The organism is Micromonospora sp. C95, assembly GCF_018070465.1.
Lineage (GTDB): Bacteria > Actinomycetota > Actinomycetes > Mycobacteriales > Micromonosporaceae > Micromonospora.
The window spans coordinates 109,370-134,490 of sequence record NZ_JAGPXT010000008.1 but is presented as its reverse complement, the minus strand read 5'-3'; the positions used below and the strand labels follow the sequence as shown (position 1 = coordinate 134,490).

Here is a 25,121-nt window from a genome sequence, read left to right as displayed (position 1 = left end):
CAGCGCCCGCCCCGACCTCGGCCGGGGCGGGCGTCACTGCTCAGGTGGTGGAGGACGAGTTCGCGATGGCGAAGGCGATCGCGATGGCGTAACCGACGATCACCAGGGCGAGCAGGCCGGTGAGGATCCAACCGACGATGATGGCGGCCTTGGCCATCCCCTCGCCGCTCTCGCCGGTCTCCCGGATCTGGCGCATGGCCACGTGCCCCATGATGGCGCCGACCGGGGCGGTGATGCACGAGCCGATCCCGATCAGGGAGAGCACCAGGGCGACGATCGCCATCGAGTTCGTCTTCTGCTGCGGATAGCCGTACCCCGGCTGCGGGTAGCCGTAGCCGGGTGCGGCCGGCGGGTAACCGGCGGGCTGGGCCGGCGGGTATCCGGGGGGCGGATACGGCGCGGCGGCCGGGCCCGACGTCATCCCGGCGTACGGGTCGGCCGGCGGCTGGTACGGATCGTATCCGGACGGCTGCGGTGGAACAGCCGGCTGCGAGCTGACCGGCAGCGTCGGGTCGGCGGGCGGGCTGGACGGCTGGCCGGTCGATGCGGGGTCGGGCCAGCCGCCGGCCGGCGGGGGTTGCGTCATCGGGCTTCTCTTCCGTCGCGATGATGTGGCGCAGTCAGGGTAGTCACTGCCGCGCACCTCGCGACGCGCCCGGCACCGGGTGCGCGTTGCCCGACAGCGGCGGGAAAGGGCAGGATCTCGGCATGGGGATTGACGCGCGCGCGGCGGACCGTTCCGGCAACAGACCGAGACGGGACGTCAGCCGGCCCGGCCTGAGCCGGCGGCCACGCCCTGCCGCGGCACCGGAGCCCGGCGACCAGGACGCACCGGCACCATTGCCCGAGCCGGTGACCATGCGGTTGGACGGCAAGGTCGCGCTGGTGACGGGGGCGGGCAGCCCGGACGGCATCGGGTACGCCACCGCCCGCCGACTGTCCGACCTGGGCGCCCGGGTGGCGATCGTGTCGACCACCCGGCGCATCCACGAGCGGGCCGGCGAACTCGGGGTGACCGGTTTCGTCGCCGACCTCACCGACGAGTCGGAGGTGGGCGCGCTGGCCGACGCCGTGACCGAGCAGCTCGGCGATGTCGAGGTGCTGGTCAACAACGCCGGTCTGGCCAGCCGGGCCAGCCCGGAGGTGCTGCGCCCGGTCGCGCAGCTCAGCTACGACGAGTGGCGGGGCGAGATCGACCGCAACCTGACCACCGCTTTCCTGTGCAGCCGGGCGTTCATCGGCGGCATGGCCGAGCGCGGTTGGGGCCGGATCGTGAATCTGGCCGCCACCGCCGGTCCGGTCAACGCGCTGCCCACCGAGGCGGCGTACGCGGCGGCCAAGGCAGGTGTGGTGGGCCTGACCCGGGCGCTGGCCATGGAGATGATCGCCGACGGGGTGACGGTCAACGCGGTGGCTCCGGGCACCATCTACACCGCCGCCTCGACCATGGCCGAGATCAAGCAGGGTCTGGGTACCCCGGTGGGGCGCCCCGGCACACCCGACGAGGTGGCTGCGGCGATCACGTTCCTCTGCTCGCCGGCCGCGTCCTACATCACCGGGCAGATGTTGGTGGTCGACGGCGGCAACAGCGTCCGGGAGGCCCAGTTCCGCTGAACGGCCTCAGGTGCTGGTGCCGTCGGAGCCGGCCCAGATCGCCAGCGCCAACCAGCCGCAGCAGGCCAGCAGGAACAGGCCGGTGAAGATGTAGCTGAGGATCAGGCCCCAGGTGGCGAGCTGCTCGCCGTCCTCGCCACTGGTGCGCAGTTGCCGCTTGGCCAGGTGGCCGAGGGCAATGCCGGCGGGTGCGAAGACGAAGGCGAAGACCAGCGACAGGACGGCCAGCACGTTGGTGCCGCGTCCACCGCCCTGGCCGGCCGGCGGTCCGTACTGCCCGTAGGGCACCTGTGGGGCGTACGGCGGTTGCTGACCCCACTGCTGGCCGTGCGGCGGCTGGCCCGGGTGCTCGTACGACGGCTGCCCGTACGCCGGCTGACCGCCCTGTTGGCCGTACGGTTGGCCGTACTGCGGCTGCTGCCCGCCCGGCGGTGGCTCGTAGGGCGACGGTGGCTGGTCCGGCTCCGGTGGTTGGCCCACGCTCTCCTCCTACGGTCCCTACGTCCCTGACAGGCGGGGCCCTCATTGCCGGACGCTACCCGCAGCGGTGAACCTTTTCACAGCGGTTGTGGGGACTGGTCACCTTGGCCGTCCCGGGTCGGGCGACCGATACTGATCGAGCGTTTAGTTACCAGTGAGTAGGCGCTGAATCCTCGGAGGCAGAGATGGCTCGACTCGCCCAGACGCCCGGCCTGACCGACGAGCAGCGGGCGATCCTGGAGACCGTCCGGGAGTTCGCCGACAAGGAGATCATCCCGCACGCGCAGCGCCTGGAGCACGCCGACGAGTACCCGGCCGACATTCTCGACGGAATGAAGGAGATGGGCCTGTTCGGGCTCACCATCGCCGAGGAGCACGGCGGTCTCGGCGAGTCCCTGCTGACCTACGCGCTCGTGGTGGAGGAACTCTCCCGGGGCTGGATGTCGATTTCCGGCATCGTCAACACGCACTTCATCGTGGCGTACCTGATCTCCCAGCACGGCTCCGCCGAACAGCGGGCCCGGCTGCTGCCGAGGATGGCCACCGGCGAGGTACGCGGTGCCTTCTCGATGTCGGAACCGGAGTGTGGTTCCGACGTCTCGGCGATCAGGTCGAAGGCGGTCCGCGACGGCGACCGCTTCGTCATCGACGGCCAGAAGATGTGGCTGACCAACGGCGCGTACTCGTCGGTGGTGGCCACCCTGGTGCGGACCGAGACCGGCGCCGACTCGGTCTACGGCAACATGAGCACCTTCCTGCTGGAGAAGGAGCCCGGCTTCGGTGAGACCGCACCGGGCCTGACTATCCCCGGCAAGATCGACAAGATGGGCTACAAGGGCGTCGAGACCACCGAGATGGTGCTCGACGGCGTCACCGTCCCCGCCAGCGCCGTCCTCGGCGGTGCCGACCAGTTAGGCCGGGGCTTCTACCAGATGATGGACGGCATCGAGGTGGGCCGGGTCAACGTCGCCGCCCGTGCCTGCGGCATCTCCATCCGGGCCTTCGAGCTGGCCGTCGGGTACGCCCAGCAGCGCCGCACCTTCGGCCAGCCGCTCGCGAAGCACCAGGCCATCGCCTTCAAGCTGGCCGAGATGGGTACGAAGATCGAGGCGGCGCACGCCCTGATGGTCAACGCGGCCCGGCTCAAGGACGCCGGCCAGCGCAACGACGTCGAGGCGGGGATGGCGAAGCTGCTCGCCTCGGAGTACTGCGCCGAGGTCGTCCAGGAGGCGTTCCGCATCCACGGCGGCTACGGCTACTCCAAGGAGTACGAGATCGAGCGGCTGATGCGGGAGGCACCGTTCCTGCTGATCGGCGAGGGCACCTCGGAGATCCAGAAGACGATCATCTCCCGCGGCCTGCTCCGCGAGTACAAGCTCTGAGCAGTCAGTGCCGGCGGGTCAGCCCGGCGGCGGCCCGCTCCACGACCAGGCAGCGATCCTCGACGTAGTCGATGCCGGCCTCCTCGGCGATCCGCCGGGCCTGCGGCGAGACGATGCCGAGCTGCAACCACACCGCCGGGGCGCCGATCGCCGCCGCCTGCCGCACCACTTCGGCGGCGTCGTCGGCCGGCCGGAACACGTCGACCAGGTCGACCGGGTGCGGGATGTCGGCCAGGGACCGGTACACCGGCTCGCCGAAGAGTTCGTCGGCGGTCGGGTTGACCGGGATGATGCGCCAGCCGTGCCGCTGCATCTCCAGCGGCACGCGGTGGGCAGCCTTGAACGGATCGCGGGACGCGCCGACGACGGCGATCACCTTGGCGTCGGCGAGGATCTCCTGGGCGGTACGCACCCGCCGACTGTAGCCCTGTCGTCGTCAGGCTGCCCCAGATCGACCTTCCGGGAACGGCCCAGCCTCGCCCGCCCCCGTTCAGAGCAGGCTGAGCTGCTCCGGCGCTGGCGCGGGCCGCGGCGCGTCCCGGTGCTCACCCGCCCCGGGCGGGGTCAGTCCGTGCCGGCGGGCGGCGATGCGGACCCGAGCGGTCAGCTCTCGCTGGTAGGACTGCGGCGCGTACGCGCCCGCCCGGAACAGCTCCCGGTAGCGCGGCACCAGCCGGGGATGTTCCCGCCCGAGCCACCGCGCGTACCACTCGCGGGCACCGGGGCGCAGGTGCAGCGCGAGCGGCGTCACGTTGGCCGCGCCTGCGGCGGCGATCGCGGCGACGGTGGCCTCGATGGACTCGTCAGTGTCGGAGAGGCCGGGCAGGATCGGCGCCATCAGTACGCCCACTTCGAAGCCGGCGTCGACGAACCGGCGTACCGCGTCGAGCCGCCGGCGTGGGCTCGGCGTGCCGGGCTCGACCGAGCGCCACAGTCGCTCGTCGACGAAGCCGACCGAGAAGGAGACGCTCACCCGGGTGACCTCGGCCGCCTGTCGCAGCAGCGGGAGGTCACGCTGGATCAGGGTGCCCTTGGTCAGGATCGAGAACGGGTTGGCGAAGTCCCGCAGCGCCTCGATGATCGGCGGCATGAGCCGGTAACGCCCTTCGGCCCGCTGGTAGCAGTCGACGTTCGTGCCCATCGCCACGTGTGCGCCGCGCCAGCGCGGTGCGGCCAGCTCGCGGCGCAGCAGCTCACCCGCGTTGACCTTGACGACCACCCGGCTGTCGAAGTCCGCCCCGGCGTCGAAGTCAAGGTAGGTGTGAGTATTTCGGGCAAAACAGTAAAAACATGCATGACTGCATCCCCGGTACGGGTTGACGGTCCACTCGAACGGGACGCGGGAGGTGCCCGGAACCTTGTTGAGGATCGACTTGGCGCGCACCTCGTAGAAGGTCATGCCGGCGAACTCGGGGGTGTCGAAGGTGCGTACGACCGCATCGGGCAGCGCCAGCGGCAGGGGTGGCGTCGCTGGCGCTGCCCGTCCGGGATCTCCCTCGACCGGGGGAGCGGTGAGGTTGTCCCAGCGCATGGCCACTATTCGAACATATGTGCTATGAGCGTGCAAGTGACTCGCCGGACACTCGGGTGTGGGGTAACCGACGCTGGGGGCAGGATGAGGGCATGTCGACCTTCGTCTACGACGGGGACTGCGCCTTCTGCACCCGCTGCGCGGAGTTCATCGAGCGCCGCATCCCGACCGGTGCCCGGGTGGTGCCGTGGCAGTTCGCCGACCTCGACCGGCTCGATCTGACCGAGGCGGAGTGCGAGGAGGCGGTGCAGTGGGTCGGTGCCGATGGCAGCCGGGCTGCCGGCCCGGACGCCATCGCCGCGCTGCTGGCCAGTAGCGGCCGTGGGTGGCGGATCGCCGGGGCCGGGCTACGGATCCCGCCGGTACGCGCCGCCGCCTGGCCGGTGTACCGCTGGGTGGCCCGCAACCGGCACCGGATGCCCGGCGGTACGGCCGCCTGCTCGCTGCCCCAGGAGACCCGGGACCGCCTCTACGGCCCCTCCGCCGGCTGACACCTCGCACGGAGCCTGCCCGCTCCGGGTCGTTCGGCGGACGGGATCGTGGGTCGGTCAGGGCGCTGCTGGATTCGGCACCGGCGGGGTGTCGGCCGGCAGCGGGTCCGGATCGAGCCTTCGCCGGTCGAGCGTGGACCTGCGGGCGAGTAGCCGTCGCAGCGCGATCACCGGGCGGACCTTCTCCAGCGGCAGGAAGCTGGTCATGGCGACCAGGTGCGGTGCGAACGAGATGGTGATCGTCGCGATCGTCACCAGGTGGAACGAATAGAAGAAGCCGACCATGGCCAACCGCCAGCGCTCCGGCAGCGCGAAGACCAGTGGGCTGAGTAGTTCGAAGGCGAGGATGCCGAACTGGGCCACGAGCAGCAGGTGGGGCACCTGCGCGATCAGGTCCGCCAGGTCGGTGCCGCGTCGGATGATCGCCTTGGCGAGCACCGAGCCGGTCGCCCAGTCCAGACCGCCGAAGCGGAACTTCGCCCAGGCGGCCAGGAAGTAGGTGCAGATCACCGAGATCTGGGTGACCCGCAGTGCCCAACCGCCGGCCTCTGTTCTGGTCGGGTCGCCGTGTCGGGCTCGGCCGGCGGTGGGCAGCACGGCCAGTGCGACGAGCAGGGCGAACCGGTCGTGGTCCACCTTGCCGTAGCTCATCGCGATGATCATCCACTCCAGGTAGAGCGCGAAGACCGTCCAGCCGAGCAGCCGGTGAGCCCGTCCGGTCGCGGCGAGCAGGGCCAGCAGCAGCAGGGCCCAGAAGACCACGCTCACCAACGTCGCGGTGGGGGTCGGTAGCGGCAGTACGCGCCCGACGAAGAGCGGTTGGTAGAGGTTGCCGGGCACGTCCACGCGGTCGCGCACCCAGGGGGTGAAGATGACCAGATCGGCGGCGACGAACAGGTAGACCAGCGTGCGGAACGCGGCAACCCGACCGCGCGGCACCGCTTCGGTGAGCCAGCGACTCATCGGGTGACCTGCCAGCGGACGACGGTCTCATCGGCCCACCGGCCGGTGGGCCGACGGTCGGTGATGTCGTGCCACCGGATGATGATGCGGACCTCGGCCAGTTCCGGTGCGTCGGGATGGCGCCGGTCGTACGCCTCGGCGACCTCGCGCAACCGGCTGGGATCGGCGACGTACCGACTCTGCTGGCCTTCGATCTCGGCCCGGCGGATGCCGGTCGCTGCCTCGCCCAGGTCGACGAGGTCGCCGTTGCGGTCGACCCCCTCCACGCGGGTGTCCGGGGCGTCCGCGTCGGCCGGATCGGAGGTGGAGTACATCCGGAAGGGGCCGAACGGGAAGTGGTCGTCCACCCCCCAGGCCGTGCCGGCGAGCAGGACGGCGAGGCCGAGTGCCGTCACCGCCACCCGGACCGTACGGCCGCGGCTCGTCAACGCATCCATGGAATGCCGAAGATACGGCACCGGCGTCAGTTGGAGTGGGCGGATCAGCGGGCCGTGTCCCAGCTGTGACTGGCCTGGTGGCGATCGCGCTCTCCGCCGGCACCACCACCGCCGTCGGGTCGGGTGTCGCAGACGCCGATGGCCGGGCCCGGGACCGCGGGCCCGGCCGGCGTGCCGAGTGAGGTCAGTGCTTGTGCTCGGCGAGCTTCTTGCGCACGTCGTCCATGTCGAGCGCCTGAACCTGCTCGATCAGGTTTTCCAGGGCCGACTCCGGCAGCGCACCCGGCTGAGCGAAGACGATCACGCCGTCGCGGATCGCCATGATGGTCGGGATGGACCGGATGTCGAACTTGGCGGCGAGTTCCTGCTGCGCCTCGGTGTCGACCTTGCCAAAGGTGATGTCCGCGTGCTTGTCGGACGATCGCTCGTAGACCGGAGCGAACCGCTTGCAGGGACCGCACCAGTCGGCCCAGAAGTCAACCAGCACGATGCCGTTGCCCTCGGTCGTCACCTGGTCGAAGTTAGCCGTGGTCAGCTCGACGGTTGCCATGTGAGTCTCTCCGATCACGCGGAACAGCTACGTCTGGTGGAACCCGGGCTTACCCCTTCGCATTCCCGTCGTGGTGCCACCGTAACCCTGGTCGCAGTCCGGATGGGGCCTTTGTCCACATCGATCGCCGTCGGTCTCCACGGGCGTCCGCAGATCGCACTTGCATGTCGCATTTGCGTGACCGCCCGTAATGGGAGCGTTTCCAATGAGATCAACGCTCTGACCGGGTACGAAGCGGTAACTTTGGCGCTGACTAGCAGTGATTCGACCTGCGGAGATCGCCTTTTGACGGATGATCTGTCACTCAGAGTAATGTAACAAAAAGATAAATGTGACCTCGGTCTCTGTGCGACCGGACGGGTGTACGGCAGAATCTTGAAGCATCAGAGCGTGGGCGGCGGGTGCCGGGGAGGGCCCCGCCGCTCATTGCGTCCGGCCTCGGCCGACCCGCGCCGGCGCCACCCGTACGGGGGCTCCGGTGTCGGTCGATGTGGGGATTCCGACGCCCGTCGCGCCCTGCGGCTCACCTTAACCCTCGATAAGGCATGCTGTGCCGAACTCCGCCGCCTCCGTCGAGGGAGACCAGGATGCAGTTCGGCCGCTACTACGAGGAGTTCGAGGTCGGCGCGGTCTACCGGCACTGGCCGGGCAAGACGGTCACCGAGTACGACGACCACCTGTTCTGCCTGCTCACCATGAACCATCATCCGCTGCACCTGGATGCGCACTACGCAGAGACGGCAAGTCAGTTCAAGCGCAACGTCGTGGTCGGCAACTACATCTACTCGCTCCTGCTCGGCATGTCGGTGCCCGACGTCAGTGGCAAGGCCATCGCGAACCTGGAGATCGAGTCGCTGCGGCACGTCGCGCCCACCTTCCACGGCGACACGATCTATGGCGAGACCACCGTGCTGGACAAGCGGGAGTCCGCCTCCAAGCCGGATCGTGGCGTGGTGGCGGTGGAGACCCGCGGCTACAACCAGGACGGCACGCTGGTCTGCGTCTTCCGGCGCAAGGTGATGGTCCCCAAGCGGGCGTACGCGGCGGCGGCCGTGCCCGACGGTGTCGACCCCGAGCGGCCCAGCTTCCCCGAGCCGCGCTGACCCGTACCAGGGTGGTGACGTCCCGGGGACGGACGCGCGTCGCGACCGGTCGACCGCCGTCGGCGGGGGCGTGGCGGCGCGCTGCGGCGGGTTCCCGCTGTAGGGGTTCGGTCTCCGGTTCGGGCGCATATGCTGGCGCCGGAGGTCCCGCCATGAGTGAGCGAATCACCACCGCCACCGCCTATTCCGCCACCGAGTGGGACCTGCTCACCAGTCTGCCCGGACGGGTGATCGTGGCCGCTGCCCAGCCCGGCCCGGGACGTCCGCACCGGAGCGTGGCGGCGGGTCTGGCCGGACTGGACGCGGTGGCGGCCGGACGAGCCTTCGACAGCGATCTGGTCCGGGCGGTGGTGGCCGCGATCTACGCCCGGCACGACGGACCGTCCCCGCCAGCGGTGCCACTCACCGATCTGGTGGACGTGCTCGCCGCCTGTCGGGCCGTCGTGCGGGTACTGGATCGGCATACCGATCCTGCCGACTCGGCGGCCTACCGGCAGTGGGTGCAGTCGGTGGCCGCCCGCGTCTGTCGTACCGCGTCCTCGGCGGTGTCCGGCGGCGTGCTGGCACCCGCCGACCGCCGTTTCCTCGACCGGCTCGGCGGCGCCCTCGCCCTGCGCTGACCGCTACCCGCGCCTGCGCTGACCGGTGCGGTCGCCCGGCGGTCGCCGGTGACGGCGGTCCGCGTGGCTCGTGGTGGTCGGGCGGTGGGGGGTCGGCCGGGCGGCGGGGCGTAACCTGCGTGACCGTGACCGGTGAGCAGCTCGACGTCGGCGTGGGGCCCTGGCCCGGGGATCTGCCGGAGGATCCCCGCTACGACCCGGAACTGCTCGCCGCGGGGGACCGGCGCAACGTGGTCGACCGCTATCGCTACTGGCGACGTGAGGCGGTCGTCGCCGACCTGGACCGGCGGCGGCACGACTTCCACGTGGCGATCGAGAACTGGCAGCACGATCTCAACATCGGCACGGTGGTCCGAAACGCCAACGCGTTCCTCGCGGCCGAGGTGCACATCGTGGGCCGGCGGCGCTGGAACCGCCGCGGCGCCATGGTCACCGACCGCTACCAGCATGTCCGCCACCACGAGACGATCGATCAGCTGGTCGCCTGGGCGGCAGAGCACGACCTGCCGCTGGTCGGGATCGACAATCTGCCCGGCTGCCGGCCACTGGAGACCACCACGCTGCCGCGGCGGTGTGTCCTGTTGTTCGGTCAGGAGGGTCCGGGGCTATCCGAGGCCGCCCACTCGGCGTGCGACCAGATCTTCTCCATCGCCCAGTACGGCTCGACCCGCTCGATCAACGCCGGGGTGGCGAGCGGTATCGCGATGCACGCCTGGATCCGCACCCACGCCGGCCCGCCCCCACCTGACCGGCACCGCTGCCGTTGATCATGAAGTTGTTGTCGCGACACGCCGAGGGGCGAGGTGACAACTTCATGATCGCGCAGTTTGACCTGGGGGTGGGGGCTCGGGTTGGTGGGGAATGTGGGGGCTCGGGTTGACGGGGGGCGGTTGTGGGGTGACGGTGGGGTGGTGACGGTTGCGGTGAGTTGTCCCAGATGCGGCGGGTCGGTCCGGGCACCGGATCTCATGCATCCGGAATCCCGCTGCCCCGACTGCGGACCGGTCGCGCCTCTGCACGTGCCCGAGCACATCGGTGCCGAGATCGTGGCCAGCGTGGTGGAACATATCCAGGCCGCCGCCCAGCCGCAGCAGCCGCCGGTTCCGCTGTGGTGTCCGTGGCCGCTGCCTCCGGGTTGGACCACCACCGGCGTGGCGTGGGCCGGCGACGACCGGCTCGGGGTGCGCGCCACGGCGGTCGCCTGCGCCGGGCCCGCCCCGTTGGGCGGTGGGCCGGCGGACCTGGTCTTCGTGGCCGAGGAGCCCGGCGTTGGTCTGGGCACGCGATACGCCGGGGTGCCCGGGCCGGATGCCGGACCGGAACTGGTCGAGGCGCTGACCGACCCCGGTCCAGGGCATCCCGGCCATGTCGGACGCGCCGGGATCAGGGTGGCCGGTCACCCGACTCCACTGTGGCTGGTCAACTCGCTGCCAGATCGAAGCGCGTACGCCGGCGAGGCTCGGGGAATGTGGCTCTATGCGATAGCCTGGCCGGCGAGTGCGGGGCATCTGCTCGCGGAGGACGTGCTGCTGCACGACCTGGTCGAGTGGACGCCGTCCGAGCTCGTGTACGGCGCTCCATCTCCGTACCTGCACGGGAAGGCTTGACAAGTCTCCCGGAATGTCGGAGAACGGACGCAGATATTCACGGTAAGACACCACGCTGATACTCTGGGTGCCGCTGCGGTAATGGGACCCGGCGCCGCGCGAGAGGATGGCCCGCCATGGTCAAGAAGGTCCTCACCTGGGCCGGAATCGCATTCTTGATCTTCTTCGTCGCCTACCGGCCAAATTCCGCCGCGGACGTGTTCAAGTCGCTGGGTGGCGGCATCATGGACATCGCCCAAGGCTTCGGCGACTTCTTCACCTCACTGGTCGCCTAGCCTCCGATGGGAAGCCCCTCCGGCCCACCCTTCGATCCCGACGATCCCGATCGGGCCCGCCGGGAACGCGACACCGAGCCGATTCCTCGAATCGATCCCGACGACGGGCCGGGCTACGGCGCCGGCGCTCGTCTCTCCGACGGTCCGTCCTTCTCCGACGACGCTGGCTACGGCGCCGGCCCGGGGTACGCCGGCGAAGGCCGGTCGGGTCGGGCCTGGGCACGCGATCCGGAGGCCGGATACCTCCACCCGGAGATCTCCGAGGAGGAACTGGCCGGCCTGCGCGCCGATGCCAGCGGTGCCACCCCACGCCGGGTGCTGCCACTGGAGGACGAACCCAGCTCGTTGGTGGCCCGATACCTGTTCCCGACCGAGCGGTACCGGGGTGAGTGGAAGCGGCACTGGGTCCACCTCGCCACCCCGATCATCGTCGGCGTCGCGGCGACCTTCGTGCTCGGCTACCTCTCCGGCTTCCTCGCCGGTCAGGACGTCGGCGCGCTCACCACGATCGCGGTGCTGCTCTGGTTCGCGGTGATGGGCTGGGTGGCGTGGCGGGTCGCCGACTGGTGGTATGACCGCTTCATCCTGACCAACAAGCGGGTCATGGTGGTCAACGGGATCATCACCCGGCGGGTGGCGATGATGCCCCTGGTCCGGGTGACGGACATGAAGTACGAGCAGACACCGGCGGGCCGGGCACTCAACTACGGCACCTTCGTGCTGGAGTCCGCCGGTCAGGAGCAGGCGCTGCGCGAGGTCAAGAACCTGCCCAACCCCAACGAGCTCTATCTGCGCGTCGTCGAGGAGATGTACGAGCCGCAGGCGGTCGAGGCCCGGTTGGGCAAGGAGCAGGACGAGGCCAAGGCCGACGACGGAGCCTGAAAACTCCCGACCGAACATCGGAGATATTGCGCACCTTTCGTCCTCGACCCGCTGGTTACGCTGTGGCAGGCTGCGGCAGGATCAGGCACGGAGGTGGTGTGTGGCCAGCAGCAACGCGCTGGAGGAGGAGTTCCGCGACTTCGTCGCGGCCCGCTCCGGTGCCCTGCTGCGAACTGCGTACCTGCTCACCGGGGACTGGGGCACGGCCGAGGATCTTCTCCAGACCGCGCTGACCAAGACGTACCTGGCGTGGAAGCGGTTGGGCGGGATCGAGGCGATCGAGCCCTACGCCCGACGTGTCATGGTCAACACCTCGACGAGTTGGTGGCGGCGTCGCTGGCACGGTGAGCGTCCGACCGAGGTGCTACCCGAACAGGCCGCCACGGACGAACTCGAACGCCAGTTGGACCGGGACCTGCTCTGGCGGCACCTGAGGGCACTGCCCGCCCGGCAGCGCGCGGTGCTGGTGCTGCGCTTCTACGAGGACATGTCGGAGGCACAGACCGCCGCCATGCTCGAGATCTCGCCAGGCACCGTGAAGAGTCAGACCTCCCGCGCACTCGCCACGCTGCGTCGACGGATCGGCGCGGAGGAACCCTTCGGCCGGCGTACCGGCAGGCCGGAGCCAGCCGAGCAGTCGGCCAACCGGACCGGGCCCGGAAATCCGCAACCGGAGGGCGCTGGCCGGCCCGTGCCGGCCGCCCGGCGCCGGCCGGATGGCAACCCCACCGCCGGGGTGGTCCCGGCCAGTGGCGGCGGACCCGGCGGTCCGACGGCCTCCCCGGACAGGATCTCCTCGGGCGGCACACCCGCCTCGGCCGGGACCGACGGGCGTGACGGCCCGGCGACGACACCCGGACCGGCGGCAGCGCAGCCCGGCGCGCTGGTCGGAGAGCGACGGTGAATCGGAGACCGGCAGCTCATGACAACCAGAGCCGGTTCCCGGATCGTCAATTGGACGTGCCGCCCGACGACCTGGAAGGTGCCCTCCGGGAGATGCTGTCCCGGCGGGCGGCCGTGGCGCGTGCGGCCGCCGCCGACCCGGCCGGTGTGGCGATCCGCCGGGCCGACCGGATTCAGCGTCGCCGCACCCTGGCCGGCATGGGCCTGGCCGTGCTGGCGGTCGTCACGGTCACCGCGGGCAGCCTGCAACTGCGCGACGACCGGCCACCGACGGGCGGCACGGTGGTGATCGGTGAGCCGGACCAGCGGCCGCTCGTCGATCGCACCATTCCGCCATTCGGGCCGGACACCGCGCCCCCGATCGCCGAGGTCGATCTGCTGATCGACGACTCGATCGCCACCGCGCAGGGTCGACGGGTACCGCTGCTCGGCATCGGCGAGGTGGAACGGGCACACCGGCTCACCGACGGCCGAGGCTGGTTGGCCGTCGGGGCACCGACCCTGGCCGGGCGGTTCCTGTGGGCGGTCGCCGCGGACGGCACCGCGCAGGTGCTGCTGGCTGGTGCCGACGAGATCGTCCTGAACGGAGACGGCCGGCAGGTCGCCTGGAAGCAGGGCAGCGTGCTGGCCGTCGCCGGGATCGTCAACGGTGAACTCGCCGACACCGTGCGGGCCGATGCACCGGCCGAGGCGGTGCCGGTGCGGTTCGTCGACGGGGCCGTGCTGGTCAGGTTGGCGCCCGACCGCCCCGGGCACGTGCTGTGGGCCCCGCGGCCCGGTCCGCTGGACCTGGGCGCTGACCGGGCCAGCATCCACATCTTCGGCGCGCTGCCCGACGGACGCCTGGTCGGTGGGATCGTCCCGGGCGTCGGGCTGCCCGCCTGCCTGACCCTGCTCGACCCGGCCCGGGAGCTGGCACCCAGCCAGCCGGACTGTGGGCCGGAGACGGCCGGCGACGGCCGGGGTGCGGTGTCACCGGACGGGCGCTGGCTGCTGGTCAACGGGCGGTCGGCGGGAGCGGATTCGGCGTTGCTGGTGGACCTGGCCAAGTTCGACGACTCAACCGTGGTACGGCCGGCGGGGCCGCCGATGACCGGTACCGTGGTCTGGCGTACCCCCGACACGGCCTACTACGCCGACGCCGCAGGTGGCCTGGTGCGGGTGGCTGTCGACCGGGTCGTCGCGGGCCGTCCCGCCGCGCCGACCGCCCTGCCCGGCCTGCCGCCCGGTGAGCTACCGGTGGTGGTGAGCGGTGGCTGAGCGGGCAGCTGGTGACCACGGGCGATGACCTCTCGGATCGATCTGCACACGCACTCCACGGCCAGCGACGGCACTCTCCACCCGGCCGAGCTGATGTCCGCCGCCGCCACAGCGGGGCTGGACGTGGTGGCGATCACGGACCACGACACCACCGACGGCTGGGAGCCGGCGCTGGGTGCCCTGCCGTCCGGGCTGCGGTTGGTCCGTGGCGCGGAGCTTTCCTGTCGGTGGGACGGCGAGCAGCCTCCGGTGTCGCTGCACCTGCTGGCGTACCTCTTCGATCCGGAACATCCGGAACTGGTGGCCGAGCTGACCCGGGTGCGGGCGGCGCGGTTGGCCCGGGGAGAACGCATGGTGGACCTCCTGCGTGCCGACGGCATCGACGTGCACTGGCCGGAGATCCTGGCCCTGGCCGGCGGCGGGACGGTCGGCCGGCCGCACATCGCCCAGGCGCTCATCCGGGCCGGACTCGTTGCCACCACCACCGAGGCGTTCGGGCCGGACTGGCTTGGGCAGCGGTACCGGCTGCCCAAGGAGGACATCGACGTGTTTCGGGCCGTACGGCTGATCCGGGCGGCCGGCGGCGTGCCGGTGTTCGCTCATCCCGGGGCCAGCCGGCGCGGCCGGATCGTGCCGGACGAGCTGATCGCCGAGCTGGCCGCGGCGGGGCTGGTCGGGCTGGAGGCCGACCACGAGGACCACTCACCCGCCGAGCGGGCCCACGTACGCGGTCTCGCCGCCGAACTGGGGCTGCTGGTGACCGGCTCCTCGGACTTCCACGGCAGCCACAAGACGGTACGGCTCGGTGCCTTCACCACAGGTGTCGAGGCGTACGAACGGATCGTTGCCGCATCCTCCGGGGTGACCGAGGTCGCTTCGGGCTGACCTGGGTTTCGCCGCCGGCCGGCACGGCTACGGTGACCGGGTGGATCTCAAGCTCTTCGGCGAGGTCTTCGTGACCCTGCTGGTGATCGTCGACCCGCCCGGCATGATGCCGATCTTTCTGGCGTTGACCGGCCCGCTGTCCGCGCGGGAGCGCAACCGGGCCGCCTGGCAGGCGGTCGCGCTGGCGCTGGGCGTGATCGTGATCTTTGCGGTGGCAGGGCAGACGTTGCTCGCCTACCTGCACGTCGATCTGCCCGCGTTGCAGGCAGCCGGTGGGTTGCTGCTGATCCTGGTCGCGCTGGAACTGCTGACCGGCAAGACCGACGACCCGACCAAGCAGGCCACCGCCAACATCGCCCTGGTACCGCTGGGCACGCCGCTGTTGGCCGGGCCCGGCGCGATCGTGGCCACGATGCTCTTCGTGCAGCAGGGCGACGGACCCGCCGACTTCTCCGCGATCGCCGCCGCCATCGTCGCGGTGATGCTCACCGTCTGGATCGTGCTGCGGTTCTCCGGAGGCATCGTGAAGGTGCTGCGTCCGGGCGGCATCGAGGTGCTCACCCGGATCGCCGGCCTGCTGCTGGCGGCGATCGCCGTACAGCTCATCGCGGACGCGATCGCCGCGTTCGTAACCCAGTACAACGGCGCCGGCTGACCGGCTCGCCCGGTCTGTCGGGGGTGGATGGCAGGATCAGGTCGTGCGACGAGCCTCTCCAGCCGGACGACCCGCCGCCGGTGGCCGCCCGCCCCGGCCCCGTGACGCGCAGCCCGAGCAGCTCGGCTTCGAGGGCATGCCGGAGCGACTCTTCGTCTGCACCCCGAGCCGCCTGGGTGCGTACGCCGACTGTCCACGGCGTTACCGCTACTCCTACGTCGATCGTCCGGCGCCGCCGAAGGGCCCGCCCTGGGCGCACAACTCGCTCGGGGCCAGCGTGCACACCGCCCTGAAGAACTGGTATGCGCTGCCCGCCGATCGACGCCGCCCAGAGGTGCTGCCGACCCTGCTCAAGAGCACCTGGGTACGCGAGGGCTACCGCGACGACGAGCAGGAGCGCGAGGCCTACCGGCGGGCCCTCGGCTGGCTGGAGGCTTACGTTGCCGGGCTGGACCCGGCCGACGAGCCGATCGGGGTGGAGCGGGTGGTGGCGGTGAAGACCGGGGTGCTGGCCTTCAACGGCCGCGCCGACCGGATCGACTCGCGGCCCGGCCCGCACGGACCCGAGCTGGTCATCGTCGACTACAAGACCGGCCGATCCGGGTTGGACGGCGACGACGCGCGCGGTTCGCAGGCGCTGGCGCTGTACGCGTACGCGGCCGAGCGGGTGTTCCGCCGGCCGTGCCGCCGGGTCGAGTTGCACCATCTGCCGAGCGGCACCGTCGCCGCGCACGAGCACAGCGCCGAGTCGCTGGCGCGGCAGGTGACCCGCGCGGAGGAGACCGCCCGCGACATCGTGGCCGCCGAACGCTCCGTCGCCGACGGTGCTGATCCGGACGACGCCTTTCCGACCGCTCCCGGCCCGCGCTGCGCCTGGTGCGACTACCGGCGCACCTGTCCGGCGGGTTCCGCCCTGCCGGGCAAGGAGCCGTGGGCCGCCGTGGAACGCTTCGCCACGCCGACGACGGAGGAGTGACCCGCGACCGACGTCTCGCTGCGCGTCAGGTGGTGTGGGAAGCGGCGGTGAGCCGCGCCGCGCGTTCCTTGGCGGCGCGCTGCATCGGGCCCTCCCGCCAGTCGCGGGGCAGGGCGGTGAGCGCGAGCCGCAGCGCGCGTAGCGTCACGTCGGCCGACAGCGCGGTGGTCGGCAGGCCCAACCCGCCGTACAGCCGCCGTGCCCACGGTGGCAGCAGCGCGAGCGCGGTGCTGGCGATGCCCAGGTACGCCCACCGGGGCGGGCCGACGTTCAGCCCGATCCGGGCCGGCAGGCTGAGCTTCCAGGGCAGGGGTGGCGCGGTCAGGAACAGGGCGGTCTCGGCGGCCTCCCGGGTCATCCGCAGCTCGGGTCGGATCCGTCGGTAGTAGTCCGCCACCTCGGCGGCGGTGCCGGGCACGGTCTCCGGAGCCAGCCCGACGAGAGCGGCCGTCCGCCGCTGCTCGGTGTAGTAGCGGTCCACCTCGTCGGCGTCGAGCGGCACGCCGGCCCGCCGTGCGGTGTCGAGGAACGACTCCACCTCGGTGACGTGGACCCAGCGGAGCAGGTCCGGTTCGTCGATCCGGAACCGTTCGCCGGTGCCGGGGTCGACGGCGGTCATCCGGGCGTGCCGCCGCCGTAGCCGTCGGCCGGCCCGCTCCGCCTCGTCGGTGGTGCCGTAGACGGTGGTACCCACGTAGTCGGCGGTACGGATCAGACGCCCCCAGGCGTCCTGACGGTAGTTGCTGTTCTGCGCCACCCCGGCCATGGCTCGTGGGTGCAGCGCCTGGAGGTATAGCGAACGCAGACCGGCGACGAACAGGATCGGCTCCTGGTGCAGCTTCCAGGTGACCGAGGCGGGGCCGAACAGGCCGACGTCGACGGTGTCCACGAGTCAAGGGTGCCACGCCGACCGAGGTGAACCGGTGCGGTCGGGCCTGCGTGTGGAGCAACAGGGCGTTGGGCGGATCAAGCACGGGCCCGTACGCTGACACGCACGATCACCCTCGGAGGTGCCGATGTTCGAGAAGGCGCTGGGCCTGCCGCTGCACGTACTGGTCGTGCACGCGGTCGTCGTGTTCGTGCCGCTGCTGGTGCTGCTCGCCCTCGCGTACATCGCGCTGCCCCGGTTCCGCGCCCGACTGGACTGGGCGGTGGCGATCCTGGCAGTGGTCGCTCCGGTCACCGCATGGGTCGCCACGGAGTCCGGTGAGGCGCTGCAGGCCCGGCAGATCGCGCGGGGCTTCTCCGGCGAGATCCTCGACAAGATCAACGAGCATGCGGCGTACGGCGAGGTGCTGTTCCGGGTCACGTTGGGACTCGCCCTGGCGGTCATCCTGCTGCTGGTCGCCACGAGCGACCATCCTCGGGTGCCGAAGCTGCCCGGCTGGGTGTCGGCGGTGTTGTCGGTAGTGGTGCTGGGGCTGGGCGTCGCCGCCCTGGTCTACGTCTGGCGCAGCGGCCACTCGGGTGCCGAGATGGTCTGGGGGAACACCTACGAGTAGCCAGCCACGGTTGGGGCCGGGTGCCAGCTCAGAACAGCAGCCTGGTGCAGAGCAGACAGGTCAGCACCACCAGCACGCCTCCGGCGACCGCGCCGACCGCCCAGGTGACGCGTTGAGCCCGCTGCTCCTGCGCGTCCAGGCCGACCATGTCCTGGGCCGGCAGCTGGCGGGGCGGAGCTGCCTGCAGGTGCACCGGGGGGCGCCAGCCGGGCGCGGGAGCGGTGGTGGGTGGCGGCCCGCTGTAGCCGCCCGGCCCGCCCGAGGCAACCTGCCCAGGGCTCGGGGCCGGGCTGCCGCTGGGGCTCAGGCTGCCGCTGGGGTTCGGGGTGCCGCTGGGGTTCGAGCCGCCGCTCGGGCTCGGGGGGCCCAGGGTCGGGGTGCCCGGGGCCGAGGTGTGACGTGGGTTGATGGTGCCGGTCAGGTCACCGCCGTCGTTGGAGTCTGTGCCGCTGGTCGGGCTCGGGGTGATCATGGGGTTGGAAACCGGGCCGGATGCGGACGGGCCTGGCGGCGGGGGCTGAGGCGGCGGGGGCTGACTGGCCTCGGCGGGTGCCGGAATGTGCTCCGCCGGAGGGCCGGAGGAGGACCCGTCGCCGGAGTCGGGCCGGCGCCACGGGTCGTCTGGATCCTGACCGGATCGGGGCATCGTCACGCCGTCCGACGCTACCAACCACCTCATCGCCCCACCGTCAGGCCGCGCCCGTAGCGTTGATCCGGACAACTTCGGGGATAGTGCTGGGTCTCGCTCGCGGGAGGCAGCACTATCCCCGAAGTTGCTGCGTCGGCTGCGCGGGGAAGGGAGTTAGTGTTGTCGTTCGTGAGCGATGGGCGGGGTGAGGACGATCGCGCGGTCGAGTTGACCGACGACTTCGTGGTGCTGCCGGAGCAGACCGCGGACGACACCGACCACGGGTGGGGCGAGCGGGCCGGCGACAACGACGACTGGCTGCTCGCCGAGCGCCCACCACACTGGGATTGAGTCCGGGATCCGCCCGCCACCGTGCCGGCTGACGCCCCTGCTGCGCCGGGCCCGCCAGACAGCAGCAGTGCTGCCCGGCAACTGTGCCCCTCACGGGGCGGCCATCCCGGCCAGCACCGCCGCTTGCCGGGCCAGCACCGCCGCTTGCCGGCCAGGACAGCAGCCGGGGCGCGCCAGCACCGCAGCCTGCCGGCCAGCACCGCAGCCGGGGGCGCGTCGACGGTCAGGAGGGGCTGGCCGCGGCCGTCGCCTTGCTCGCTCCGCCGGATGACCCTCCCGACGACCCGTTGCCGGACCCCGACGAGCCGGACCCCGAGGAGCTGGACCCCGAGGAGCCGGACCCCGAGGAGCTGGACCCCGAGGAGCCGGACCCCGACGAGGAGTTCGCGGAGCTGGCGCCGGACGAGGACTCCGACTTGCCGGAACCGTTCGACGTGGTCTCCGAGCCGGCGGAGCGGGAGTCGGTGCGGTAGAAGCCCGAGCCCTTGAAGACGATGCCGACCGAGTTGAACAGCTTACGCAGTCGTCCCTCGCACGCCGGGCAGTCGGTCAGCGGCTCGTCAGAGAAGGACTGCACCGCCTCGAGCTGGTGACCGCACGCGGTGCAGGCGTACTGGTACGTGGGCACGTTCCCCTCCGGATCTGGCACGGCCGATTGGCACTCGACGTATTCGAGTGCCAATGGTGCGTCATCGCCCCCCGGTTCGTCCAGCGGAAGTGTGGGGCACGACACCCGCGAGGGTCAGCAGCCCGTCAGTCGGGGTGACCACCGCCCGTACCGGCTGGTCGTGCGGCTCGGCCGGCAACTCGACAAGCAGCTCACCGTCGTGCAACGGCGCCACCGTGAGGACGGTCGCCGGCACCCGCGCCAGGACGCGATCGTACGACCCGCCGCCGCGACCCAGGCGGATCCCGCGACGGTCCACCGCGAGGGCGGGCACCACCACCAGGTCGGCGCTGGCGACGGCGGCGACCCCCAGCCGGGGTCCGGTCGGCTCGCGGATGCCCCGCCCGGCGGCGACCATCCCCTGCGGCCCGGCCCAGGCGGCCCAGTCCAGGTCGAGGTCGTCGCGCAGCACCGGCAGCAACAGGTCCGCCCCGGCGGACAGCGCGTCGGCGAGCACCGTCGGCAGGTCCGACCCGCCCGGCTCGCCACCGATCGGGGCGTACGTGGCTACGCGGCCCGGTCGCAGCCGGCGTACCAGGGAGGCCAGCTCGGCCTGAACGCGCGCCGCGGCGGTAGCGCGCTCAGCTTCGGTACGGGCGCGGCGACGCGCGAGCAGCTCGACCCGGGTGGCTCGCTTCGCGTCATGCGTCACTTCCGCTCCTTCCGCAAATTCCGGCACGCAACACTCCTCACGCAACGCTTGCCTACCCGTTGCTCTGTGTCAGCATCGCAGGCAACGGTCGCGCAACTTCCGGGGGGAAGGGGAAGCGTTGACGCTACGCGGGCGGTTGACCGCAGCCTTCCTGGCGGTGGCGTTCGGCCCGGTCCTGCTCGGTGCCGTCTTTGTCGCGTCCACCGTAGCGGCGGTCGACCGCAGCCGTGCCACCGAGCGGCTGGCGGTGGCCGCCACGGCCGTACGTACCTCGATCGACGCCCTCTGCCAGCAGCTACGCGCCGCAGCCGACGCGGTCGCGGTCACCGCTGACCACTCCGGGGCGGCCGCGCAGGTGGTCAGTCGGGGCCTGGCCACCGCGGTGCTCGTCACCGACGTGACCGGCCGGGTCAGCTACGCCACGCCGGACCCGCCTCCGGCACCCTGGCGGGACTGCACCGCGCAGGCTGTCCCCGGCGGAGCGGTCAACGCCCTGGTGGCGCAGGTGCAGCTACGCGACGCCGCCGGCTCGGAGCTGGGTACGGTGGCCGCCGCCCAGCCCGTCGACCCCGCCTTCGTCGCACGGCTCGCCGCGGTGACCGGGGTGGCGGTGACCCTGCTCGACGGGGCAGCGCCGGTTCAGGTGGCCCACACCACCGAATCCGGCAACGGTCGGGACGCGGTGCTGGCCGCCGCCGCCTCGCTGCGGGACGAGCACGTCGCCGGCACCACCGACGGTCGGTACGTACGCCGCGCCGGCCCGACCGTCGGGCAACCGCTTCCGCTGGTGCTGTCGGTACCCAGTGACCAGCCGCCCGGGCTGCATGCGGTGCTGGTCGCCGTGGTGCTGATGGCCGCACTGCTGGGTGTGGCCGCCGCCTGGCGGCTGGCCAGGGTCACCACCCGGCCCCTGGTGGAACTGGCCGGTGCGGCGGACCGGGTCGCCACCGGCGATCTCACCGCCCGGGTGCCGGTACGCAGTAGCGACGAGATCGGTCGGCTGGCCGTCGCCTTCAATCGGATGACCCGCGAGACGGGCGGTTACCTGGCCGCGCTGGCCAGCAGCCGCGACCAGTTGCGCGGGCACCTGACGGTGCTCGGTGACACCCTGGCCAGTACCCACGACCTGCCCCGGATCCTGCGGGTGATCCTGCACAGCGCACTCGCCGCGACCGGGGCCCGCGCCGGAGCGGTACTCCTCACCGAGCAGGGTGAGCAACTTGTCGCCCGGTGCAGCGAAGGGCTCGACGAGCGCGGGCCCGGCACCGCGCCACTGCGGGTGCCGCTGGGCAGCGGGGTGGTCGGCGCGGTCGCGGCGACCGGTCAGCCCCGTCGGGGTCGGGCCGAGGCGGCGAACACCGACCCGGACGAGCCGCGCTGCCGGACGTACATCGCGGTGCCGTTCGCCGCGCCCGACCCGGCCGGCGGCGACCCATCGGGCGCGGCCTCGGCGGCCGTCGCTCCGGGGCGACCGCCGGAGATGGTGTTGGGCGTGCTGGCCCTCTACGACCGCCTCGGCGGCGACGAGTTCGACGACGACGACCTGGCCACGCTGCGCACCTTCGCCCGGCACGCGGCGGTCGCGGTGGACAACGTGCGCGTACACGAGGAGGCGCAACGACTTTCGCTCACCGACCCGCTGACCGGGTTGTGGAACTACCGGTACCTGCGCGAGTCGTTACGCCGGGAGGTGGAACGGGCCAGCCGCTTCGGCCGCATGGTCAGCGTCCTCGCCCTCGACCTGGACCGCTTCAAGCGAGTCAACGACACCTACGGGCACGCGGCCGGGGACACCGTGCTGGCCGAGTTCGCCCGGCGGGTCCGCGGCGAGATCCGCGAGGTGGACCTGGCCTTCCGCCGGGGCGGCGAGGAGTTCGTGGTGTTGCTGCCGGAGACCGACGCCCGTGGCGCGACGATCGTCGCGGAACGGCTCGGCGCGGCCGTTCGCGACACTTCGGTGACGGCGGTGGGGCACGCTGGTGTCCGCGAGCTGATCCCGGTGACCGTCTCCATCGGCATCGCTGTCTTTCCGGACCACGCCGACACCGGTCCGCAGGTGCTGGCGGCGGCGGACGAGGCGCTCTACGCCGCGAAGACCGCCAGCCGGGACACCTGGCGACTGGCACCGGCCCGGGAGCCGTCGCCGACCCGTGAGGTACCGGTGCCGGCGGTCGCCCATAGCCCCGCCGACGGACTGCCCAGGGCCGGACCCGATGCGCCGGTCACCGCCGCCGATCCGCCAGCCGGGCCCTGACCTGCCGGCACCCGGCGTCGGTCCGCTGGGCGCCGACCCGCCGGGTGCCACGGTCCGTGCTGGCGGTCCACCGCCGCGGTCCGGGGCGCCATCGGCAACCGGCAGAACCGGCCCGGCGGGCGGCGCGTCTTCCGGTCCTCACCCGCCGAGGTGGGGCCATGGCCGATAGTCTCGCGACATGTCGGAGCACTCAGCGAACCCCTCAGCGACCGCCGCCACCGGCCGTCCCCGTGCCGTCAAGGCCGTCATCCCGGCCGCCGGCCTGGCAACCCGGTTCCTGCCGGCCACCAAGGCCGTCCCCAAGGAACTGTTGCCGGTGGTCGACCGACCGGTGTTGCAGTACATCGTCGAGGAAGCCGCCCAGGCCGGCATCGGCGACGTGCTGCTGATCACCGGCCGGGGCAAGACGTCGATGGTGGACCATTTCGACCGTCGGCCCGACCTGGAGGAACGGCTCGCGGAAAAGCCCGACCTGCTCGCCGCCGTCAAGCGGACCGAGGAACTGGCGTCCATCTACACCTGCCGGCAGCCGGAGCAGTTGGGTCTCGGGCACGCCGTCGGGTACGCCGAGTCGCACGTCGGCGACGAACCCTTCGCGGTGCTGCTCGGCGACGAGTTCGTCAACCTCAGTGAGCCGCTGCTGCCCGCGATGCTGGAACTCCAGGCGCGTACGGGTGGGGTGGTGCTCGCCTTCTTCGAGGTCGACCCGGCGGAGACGAAGCGGTACGGGATCGCCTCCGTCGAGCCGGCCGAGTCCGAGCTGACCGACATCGGCGAGGTCGTGAAGGTGACCGGCATGGTGGAGAAGCCGAAGCCGGAGGACGCGCCGAGCAACCTGGCCGTGCTCGGCCGGTACGTGCTGCCCGGCAAGATCTTCGACGCCATCCGCCGGACGGAGCCCGGCAGCGGCGGGGAGATCCAGCTGACCGACGCGATGGAGATTCTGCGTACCGAGGGCACACCGGTGCACGCGATCGTCTACCGCGGCATCCGCTACGACACCGGCATGCCGCTGGGCTACCTGCAGACCGTGGTCCAGATCGCCGCCGACCGGGAGGATCTCGGTAGCGAGTTCCGCAAGTGGCTGGCCGAGTTCGTCAACTCCGACGCGTCGGGCGGTCCGAATACATGACCGCGACGGCCGACGCCGAGGCGGCCGAAAACGGGTTGACGCCGCTCGCCGACTACCTGGGCAGCGTGCTGCGCAGGTTGCGCGCGCTGCCTCCGCTCGACCTCGACCTCACCCAGGCGTACGGCAACGTCCTCGCCGAGGATGTCATCGCCCCGCACTCGTTCCCGGCCTTCGACCAGGCGGCCGTGGACGGGTACGCCGCGCGCTGGGAGGACATCGCCGGCGGGGGCCGGGGCGTGGGATACGTCCCGGTCCAGTCGGCTCGGCCGGGCGGTCGCACCGTACGACTAAACGTCGTCGGTGATCTCGGTGCGGCAAGCTGGCGGCCGGTCCGACTCACTCCAGGGTCGTGCTTCTCGGTGGCGGCCGGCGCACCGTTGCCGATCGGTGCCGACGTGGTCGTTCCGGTGGAGTGGACCGACCAGGGCATGGCGGCGGTGGAGATCTTCCGGGTCCCGAAACGCGGGTACGGGGTCCGTCGGACGGGCGAGGAGGTGACCGGCGGCGCGCTGCTCGCCCGCTCCGGCACCTACGTCTCGCCGGCGCTGGTGGCCGTGCTCGCCGCGACCGGCATCGGCCACGTGGTGGTGCGTCCGAGCCCCCGGGTGGTGATCGTGGCCACCGGCGACGAACTCGTCGACGTGGGGCGGGGCAGCCAGCCCGGTCAGGTGGTGGACGCCAACTCGCACGCCCTGACCGCCGCGGCAGCGGAGGTGGGTGCGCTGGCCTACCGGGTGGGCATCTGTGACGACGATCCGGAAGGGCTGCGCGGGCTGCTGGAGGACCAGACCCTGCGAGCTGACCTGATCATCACGACCGGCGGCACCGGCACCGGGCCGGGCGACATGGTCCGGCGGATCCTGTCCCGCCGGGAGGGCAGCCGCGCCGGTCCGGTCACCTTCACGGACGTGGCGCTCTATCCGGGTACCGCCCTCGGCTTCGGCACGGTCGGTGCCGAGGAGGTGCCGGTGGTGTGTCTGCCCGGCGATCCGGGGGCTGCGATGATCGGCTTCGAGGTGCTGGCCCGGCCCGCGATCAATCTGCTGGCCGGCGCGGAGCCGGTGTTCCGTCCGAGCGTACGGGCGCACCTGCTGGAGACCGTCGCCTCGCCGGCCGGGCTGCGCGAGTTCCGGCCCGCGCACGTCGCTGAGCGGCGTGGCGGGGGTTACACTGTTCAGCCGCTCAACGGCGGCCCGTTCACGCTCTCCGGCCTGGCGGAGGCGAACGGACTTCTCGTTCTCGGCGAGCGGGTGACCGCCGCCGCCGCCGGCTCCACCGTCGACGTGTTGCTGTTGGACCGCCGCCGGTGACCCACCGGTGA

The 25,121-nt window shown here is 71.8% G+C and carries 29 protein-coding genes and 1 pseudogene; 20 read left to right on the top strand and 10 right to left on the bottom strand.

Annotation, left to right across the window (positions count from 1 at the left end):
- Positions 1-40: 40 nt before the first annotated feature.
- A complete protein-coding gene (locus KBX00_RS12455) occupies positions 41-586 on the bottom strand; it encodes a DUF4190 domain-containing protein (RefSeq protein WP_210826402.1) in 546 nt (181 codons plus the stop codon).
- A gap of 122 nt (positions 587-708) precedes the next feature.
- On the opposite strand from KBX00_RS12455, the gene KBX00_RS12450 reads away from it, so the two are divergent.
- On the top strand, positions 709-1,614 hold the full coding sequence (locus KBX00_RS12450; RefSeq protein WP_210826399.1) for an SDR family NAD(P)-dependent oxidoreductase: 906 nt from the start codon (positions 709-711) through the stop codon (positions 1,612-1,614).
- A 6-nt stretch (positions 1,615-1,620) separates the two neighbouring features.
- Here KBX00_RS12450 and KBX00_RS12445 read toward each other — a convergent pair whose 3' ends face one another.
- On the bottom strand, positions 1,621-2,094 hold the full coding sequence (locus tag KBX00_RS12445; protein ID WP_210826397.1) for a DUF4190 domain-containing protein: 474 nt from the start codon (positions 2,092-2,094) through the stop codon (positions 1,621-1,623).
- A gap of 185 nt (positions 2,095-2,279) precedes the next feature.
- On the opposite strand from KBX00_RS12445, the gene KBX00_RS12440 reads away from it, so the two are divergent.
- Positions 2,280-3,476 (top strand): acyl-CoA dehydrogenase family protein, encoded by a 1,197-nt coding sequence (locus tag KBX00_RS12440; RefSeq protein WP_210826395.1) that lies wholly within the window; start codon positions 2,280-2,282, stop codon positions 3,474-3,476.
- Between the two features lie 4 nt (positions 3,477-3,480).
- On the opposite strand, the gene KBX00_RS12435 is transcribed toward KBX00_RS12440, so the two are convergent.
- Positions 3,481-3,888, bottom strand: a complete 408-nt coding sequence (locus KBX00_RS12435) for a CoA-binding protein (protein ID WP_210826393.1) — start codon at positions 3,886-3,888, stop codon at positions 3,481-3,483.
- Between the two features lie 78 nt (positions 3,889-3,966).
- On the bottom strand, positions 3,967-5,007 hold the full coding sequence (locus KBX00_RS12430; protein WP_210826632.1) for an Rv2578c family radical SAM protein: 1,041 nt from the start codon (positions 5,005-5,007) through the stop codon (positions 3,967-3,969).
- Positions 5,008-5,099: 92 nt separating this feature from the next.
- Here KBX00_RS12430 and KBX00_RS12425 point away from each other — a divergent pair, with 92 nt between their 5' ends.
- Entirely contained in the window at positions 5,100-5,498 is a 399-nt protein-coding gene (locus KBX00_RS12425) for a thiol-disulfide oxidoreductase DCC family protein (protein ID WP_210826391.1), read from the top strand.
- A 57-nt stretch (positions 5,499-5,555) separates the two neighbouring features.
- Here KBX00_RS12425 and KBX00_RS12420 read toward each other — a convergent pair whose 3' ends face one another.
- The 3 genes from KBX00_RS12420 to trxA form a co-directional block, all read right to left on the bottom strand.
- Complete coding sequence (locus KBX00_RS12420; RefSeq protein ID WP_301547806.1) at positions 5,556-6,461, bottom strand: HTTM domain-containing protein; 906 nt, start codon at positions 6,459-6,461, stop codon at positions 5,556-5,558.
- Complete coding sequence (locus KBX00_RS12415; RefSeq protein ID WP_210826389.1) at positions 6,458-6,898, bottom strand: hypothetical protein; 441 nt, start codon at positions 6,896-6,898, stop codon at positions 6,458-6,460. The genes KBX00_RS12420 and KBX00_RS12415 overlap by 4 nt, the downstream gene beginning before the upstream one ends.
- Before the next feature lie 184 nt (positions 6,899-7,082).
- A complete protein-coding gene (gene trxA, locus KBX00_RS12410; protein ID WP_210826387.1) occupies positions 7,083-7,448 on the bottom strand; it encodes a thioredoxin in 366 nt (121 codons plus the stop codon).
- A gap of 587 nt (positions 7,449-8,035) precedes the next feature.
- Between trxA and KBX00_RS12405 the strand changes: the two genes are divergently transcribed.
- From KBX00_RS12405 to KBX00_RS12355, 11 genes are all read left to right on the top strand, one after another.
- A complete protein-coding gene (locus KBX00_RS12405; protein ID WP_210826385.1) occupies positions 8,036-8,551 on the top strand; it encodes a MaoC family dehydratase in 516 nt (171 codons plus the stop codon).
- Positions 8,552-8,703: 152 nt separating this feature from the next.
- Complete coding sequence (locus KBX00_RS12400; protein WP_210826384.1) at positions 8,704-9,171, top strand: hypothetical protein; 468 nt, start codon at positions 8,704-8,706, stop codon at positions 9,169-9,171.
- 125 nt (positions 9,172-9,296) lie between these two features.
- Positions 9,297-9,938 carry an RNA methyltransferase gene (locus KBX00_RS12395; RefSeq protein WP_210826381.1) on the top strand — a complete coding sequence of 214 codons (642 nt, stop codon included), beginning with the start codon at positions 9,297-9,299 and terminating at the stop codon, positions 9,936-9,938.
- Positions 9,939-10,025: 87 nt separating this feature from the next.
- A complete protein-coding gene (locus tag KBX00_RS12390; protein ID WP_374225294.1) occupies positions 10,026-10,778 on the top strand; it encodes a DUF6758 family protein in 753 nt (250 codons plus the stop codon).
- Positions 10,779-10,894: 116 nt separating this feature from the next.
- A complete protein-coding gene (locus KBX00_RS12385; protein ID WP_007455302.1) occupies positions 10,895-11,053 on the top strand; it encodes a hypothetical protein in 159 nt (52 codons plus the stop codon).
- Positions 11,054-11,059: 6 nt separating this feature from the next.
- On the top strand, positions 11,060-11,935 hold the full coding sequence (locus tag KBX00_RS12380) for a PH domain-containing protein (RefSeq protein ID WP_210826379.1): 876 nt from the start codon (positions 11,060-11,062) through the stop codon (positions 11,933-11,935).
- 100 nt (positions 11,936-12,035) lie between these two features.
- Entirely contained in the window at positions 12,036-12,839 is an 804-nt protein-coding gene (locus tag KBX00_RS29265; protein WP_307868532.1) for a SigE family RNA polymerase sigma factor, read from the top strand.
- Positions 12,840-12,895: 56 nt separating this feature from the next.
- Positions 12,896-14,098 carry a hypothetical protein gene (locus KBX00_RS12370; RefSeq protein ID WP_210826377.1) on the top strand — a complete coding sequence of 401 codons (1,203 nt, stop codon included), beginning with the start codon at positions 12,896-12,898 and terminating at the stop codon, positions 14,096-14,098.
- A 24-nt stretch (positions 14,099-14,122) separates the two neighbouring features.
- Positions 14,123-14,983, top strand: a complete 861-nt coding sequence (locus KBX00_RS12365) for a PHP domain-containing protein (RefSeq protein WP_210826376.1) — start codon at positions 14,123-14,125, stop codon at positions 14,981-14,983.
- A gap of 40 nt (positions 14,984-15,023) precedes the next feature.
- The gene (locus tag KBX00_RS12360) at positions 15,024-15,638 is read left to right on the top strand and encodes a MarC family protein (protein ID WP_210826374.1); all 615 of its coding nucleotides are present in this window, start codon (positions 15,024-15,026) and stop codon (positions 15,636-15,638) included.
- Positions 15,639-15,774: 136 nt separating this feature from the next.
- Positions 15,775-16,614: a PD-(D/E)XK nuclease family protein gene (locus tag KBX00_RS12355; protein ID WP_301547833.1), complete on the top strand. Its 840-nt coding sequence runs from the start codon at positions 15,775-15,777 to the stop codon at positions 16,612-16,614.
- 25 nt (positions 16,615-16,639) lie between these two features.
- Here KBX00_RS12355 and KBX00_RS12350 read toward each other — a convergent pair whose 3' ends face one another.
- The gene (locus KBX00_RS12350; protein ID WP_210826369.1) at positions 16,640-17,503 is read right to left on the bottom strand and encodes an oxygenase MpaB family protein; all 864 of its coding nucleotides are present in this window, start codon (positions 17,501-17,503) and stop codon (positions 16,640-16,642) included.
- A 127-nt stretch (positions 17,504-17,630) separates the two neighbouring features.
- Here KBX00_RS12350 and KBX00_RS12345 point away from each other — a divergent pair, with 127 nt between their 5' ends.
- The gene (locus tag KBX00_RS12345) at positions 17,631-18,116 is read left to right on the top strand and encodes a DUF2231 domain-containing protein (RefSeq protein ID WP_210826367.1); all 486 of its coding nucleotides are present in this window, start codon (positions 17,631-17,633) and stop codon (positions 18,114-18,116) included.
- Between the two features lie 28 nt (positions 18,117-18,144).
- Here KBX00_RS12345 and KBX00_RS12340 read toward each other — a convergent pair whose 3' ends face one another.
- Positions 18,145-18,588 (bottom strand): hypothetical protein, encoded by a 444-nt coding sequence (locus tag KBX00_RS12340; RefSeq protein WP_301547805.1) that lies wholly within the window; start codon positions 18,586-18,588, stop codon positions 18,145-18,147.
- Between the two features lie 345 nt (positions 18,589-18,933).
- On the opposite strand from KBX00_RS12340, the gene KBX00_RS12335 reads away from it, so the two are divergent.
- On the top strand, positions 18,934-19,095 hold the full coding sequence (locus tag KBX00_RS12335; RefSeq protein WP_210826660.1) for a hypothetical protein: 162 nt from the start codon (positions 18,934-18,936) through the stop codon (positions 19,093-19,095).
- 287 nt (positions 19,096-19,382) lie between these two features.
- Positions 19,383-19,568 (top strand): hypothetical protein, encoded by a 186-nt coding sequence (locus KBX00_RS29260; RefSeq protein ID WP_301547873.1) that lies wholly within the window; start codon positions 19,383-19,385, stop codon positions 19,566-19,568.
- Positions 19,569-19,784: 216 nt separating this feature from the next.
- Here KBX00_RS29260 and KBX00_RS12325 read toward each other — a convergent pair whose 3' ends face one another.
- On the bottom strand, positions 19,785-20,414 hold the full coding sequence (locus KBX00_RS12325; RefSeq protein ID WP_374225293.1) for a 5-formyltetrahydrofolate cyclo-ligase: 630 nt from the start codon (positions 20,412-20,414) through the stop codon (positions 19,785-19,787).
- Positions 20,415-20,532: 118 nt separating this feature from the next.
- Between KBX00_RS12325 and KBX00_RS12320 the strand changes: the two are divergent.
- The 3 genes and pseudogenes from KBX00_RS12320 to glp all read left to right on the top strand — a co-directional run bounded on the left by KBX00_RS12320 (position 20,533) and on the right by glp (position 25,110).
- Positions 20,533-22,837: pseudogene (locus KBX00_RS12320) on the top strand (diguanylate cyclase).
- Positions 22,838-22,846: 9 nt separating this feature from the next.
- Positions 22,847-23,800: a UTP--glucose-1-phosphate uridylyltransferase gene (locus KBX00_RS12315; RefSeq protein WP_210826359.1), complete on the top strand. Its 954-nt coding sequence runs from the start codon at positions 22,847-22,849 to the stop codon at positions 23,798-23,800.
- A complete protein-coding gene (gene glp / locus KBX00_RS12310) occupies positions 23,797-25,110 on the top strand; it encodes a gephyrin-like molybdotransferase Glp (RefSeq protein WP_210826357.1) in 1,314 nt (437 codons plus the stop codon). The genes KBX00_RS12315 and glp overlap by 4 nt, the downstream gene beginning before the upstream one ends.
- Positions 25,111-25,121: the final 11 nt, after the last annotated feature.

What these genes read in the sequence shown, in the direction of transcription:
- KBX00_RS12450 (WP_210826399.1), top strand. Translation starts at nt 709, where the DNA reads ATGGGGATTGACGCGCGCGCGGCGGACCGTTCCGGCAACAGACCGAGA.
- KBX00_RS12405 (WP_210826385.1), top strand. Translation starts at nt 8,036, where the DNA reads ATGCAGTTCGGCCGCTACTACGAGGAGTTCGAGGTCGGCGCGGTCTAC.
- KBX00_RS12425 (WP_210826391.1), top strand. Translation starts at nt 5,100, where the DNA reads ATGTCGACCTTCGTCTACGACGGGGACTGCGCCTTCTGCACCCGCTGC.
- KBX00_RS12420 (WP_301547806.1), bottom strand. Translation starts at nt 6,461, where the DNA reads ATGAGTCGCTGGCTCACCGAAGCGGTGCCGCGCGGTCGGGTTGCCGCG.
- KBX00_RS12380 (WP_210826379.1), top strand. Translation starts at nt 11,060, where the DNA reads ATGGGAAGCCCCTCCGGCCCACCCTTCGATCCCGACGATCCCGATCGG.
- KBX00_RS12400 (WP_210826384.1), top strand. Translation starts at nt 8,704, where the DNA reads ATGAGTGAGCGAATCACCACCGCCACCGCCTATTCCGCCACCGAGTGG.
- KBX00_RS12315 (WP_210826359.1), top strand. Translation starts at nt 22,847, where the DNA reads ATGTCGGAGCACTCAGCGAACCCCTCAGCGACCGCCGCCACCGGCCGT.
- KBX00_RS12345 (WP_210826367.1), top strand. Translation starts at nt 17,631, where the DNA reads ATGTTCGAGAAGGCGCTGGGCCTGCCGCTGCACGTACTGGTCGTGCAC.
- trxA (WP_210826387.1), bottom strand. Translation starts at nt 7,448, where the DNA reads ATGGCAACCGTCGAGCTGACCACGGCTAACTTCGACCAGGTGACGACC.
- KBX00_RS12340 (WP_301547805.1), bottom strand. Translation starts at nt 18,588, where the DNA reads ATGATCACCCCGAGCCCGACCAGCGGCACAGACTCCAACGACGGCGGT.
- glp (WP_210826357.1), top strand. Translation starts at nt 23,797, where the DNA reads ATGACCGCGACGGCCGACGCCGAGGCGGCCGAAAACGGGTTGACGCCG.
- KBX00_RS12415 (WP_210826389.1), bottom strand. Translation starts at nt 6,898, where the DNA reads ATGGATGCGTTGACGAGCCGCGGCCGTACGGTCCGGGTGGCGGTGACG.
- KBX00_RS12355 (WP_301547833.1), top strand. Translation starts at nt 15,775, where the DNA reads ATGCCGGAGCGACTCTTCGTCTGCACCCCGAGCCGCCTGGGTGCGTAC.
- KBX00_RS12455 (WP_210826402.1), bottom strand. Translation starts at nt 586, where the DNA reads ATGACGCAACCCCCGCCGGCCGGCGGCTGGCCCGACCCCGCATCGACC.
- KBX00_RS12365 (WP_210826376.1), top strand. Translation starts at nt 14,123, where the DNA reads ATGACCTCTCGGATCGATCTGCACACGCACTCCACGGCCAGCGACGGC.
- KBX00_RS12430 (WP_210826632.1), bottom strand. Translation starts at nt 5,007, where the DNA reads ATGCGCTGGGACAACCTCACCGCTCCCCCGGTCGAGGGAGATCCCGGA.
- KBX00_RS12385 (WP_007455302.1), top strand. Translation starts at nt 10,895, where the DNA reads ATGGTCAAGAAGGTCCTCACCTGGGCCGGAATCGCATTCTTGATCTTC.
- KBX00_RS12440 (WP_210826395.1), top strand. Translation starts at nt 2,280, where the DNA reads ATGGCTCGACTCGCCCAGACGCCCGGCCTGACCGACGAGCAGCGGGCG.